Source organism: Paraburkholderia dilworthii (assembly GCF_000472525.1).
GTDB classification, from domain to species: domain Bacteria; phylum Pseudomonadota; class Gammaproteobacteria; order Burkholderiales; family Burkholderiaceae; genus Paraburkholderia; species Paraburkholderia dilworthii.
Genome location: NZ_AWZT01000136.1, coordinates 1 through 1,407, shown reverse-complemented (window position 1 = coordinate 1,407; position 1,407 = coordinate 1). Strand labels below are relative to the sequence as shown.

The 1,407-nt window shown below is 60.8% G+C and carries 2 protein-coding genes; both read left to right on the top strand.

Going from position 1 to position 1,407, the window contains the following annotated elements; all coding sequences use genetic code 11:
• The first annotated feature begins 314 nt into the window (after positions 1 to 314).
• Positions 315 to 1,235: a non-homologous end joining protein Ku gene (gene ku / locus F759_RS0135585; RefSeq protein WP_027803925.1), complete on the top strand. Its 921-nt coding sequence runs from the start codon at positions 315 to 317 to the stop codon at positions 1,233 to 1,235.
• Positions 1,232 to 1,407 (top strand): MerR family transcriptional regulator (locus tag F759_RS42735; protein ID WP_152530809.1); only part of this gene is annotated, 176 nt, incomplete at its 3' end. The genes ku and F759_RS42735, both read left to right, overlap by 4 nt.

Genomic DNA, 1,407 nt, shown 5'->3' with positions numbered 1-1,407 from the left:
CCCTTGCCTGAACGGGTTGGAGGAAAATGCTCGCCTTCGACGCAGGTGACCTCGAATTCCGGGCCGCCTCCGCCCTCCTTCACTACCTTGTAAATTTCGGATGTCTTCACGGTCTCGCCGGGTTTATGCTCTTCAGCCATACGACCTCCTTTTCGTAGGGTTTCCGTCGCTGAAGCAAGTGCTGCGCCTGCGGGTACGCGTACTGCTCGTTGCTGCGCTAGCCGCCAGCGCGGGGAACCGGCAACTGCAAAGCACGCCCAGCAACGGCGCAAGCGAAGGCAAAACACCGCTATTCTGTCTATCGGGAGACGCAAATGCCTGCCCGCTCGATTGCATCGTTGTCCCTCTCATTCGGCCTGGTGTCTATTCCGGTGCGGCTGTATTCAGCGACGAACGCGTCGGAAAATATCAGCTTTAACCTGCTCGGCCCGGACGGCTCGCGGGTGCAGCAGCAGTATGTGTCCAAGGCGACTGGAGAAGTCGTTGAGCGCGCCGACATGCAGAAGGGCTATGAGTTTGAGAAGGACAGGTTCGTGGTGTTCACGAAGGACGAGTTGAAGGCGCTTGAGGAGAGCCCCAGCCACATCGTCGAGATACTGGCGTTCCTTCCCGACGGATCCATTGACCCGGTGTTCTACGACAAGGCCTATTTCATCGCTCCGGACAAGCGCGGCGGCAAGCCCTACAGCCTGCTGAAACGTGCGCTTCTGGAAAGCTCGCGCTGTGCACTTGCAAGCTGGAACTGGAAAGGCAAAACCCATATGGTTCAGGTGCGTGCAACCGACGACGGGCTGATTTTCCAGCAACTGCTCTGGGGTGACGCCGTTCGCTCGCTTAGAGACCTGGACATTGAGGACGCGCCTGTCACGGAAAACGAATTGCAGCTTGCGCTGAAGATCATTGAGCAGGGCGAAGCCGAGAGCTACGACCCGAGCCAGTATGAGGACAAGGAGAAGAAGCGCGTTCTGGAAGCGATCGACGCAAAGATCGCGGGCAAGCAGATCGTGACGCCCCAGGAAGAGTCGACCGTCGACAGCGGACAGGTCATCGACCTGATGGAAGCCCTTCGTGCCAGTCTCGCGAGGAACGCGAAACGGAGCCCTTCTCCCCCGCGCGCGAAGACGTCCCCCGCGCCAGTGCAGGAACTGCCCGCGAAGCCGCGTAAAACAGTGAAACGGGCGGAGAAAGTGACTGAGCCGGCGGCAGCGCCTGCGAAGACCCGGGCGCGGCGGTGACGGGCAGGCCTGCCGTGCAGACCTTTTCGTTCAGGGACGTGCAGGCGCTTCTGGGCGTCTCGCGCCGCGTACTCAGAAGTCTGATCGACGTCGGGTTTGTGCAGCCATCGCGCACCGCACGCGACCACCTGCGCTTCAGCTTCCGGGACGTTGTGCTGCTCCGGACCGCACT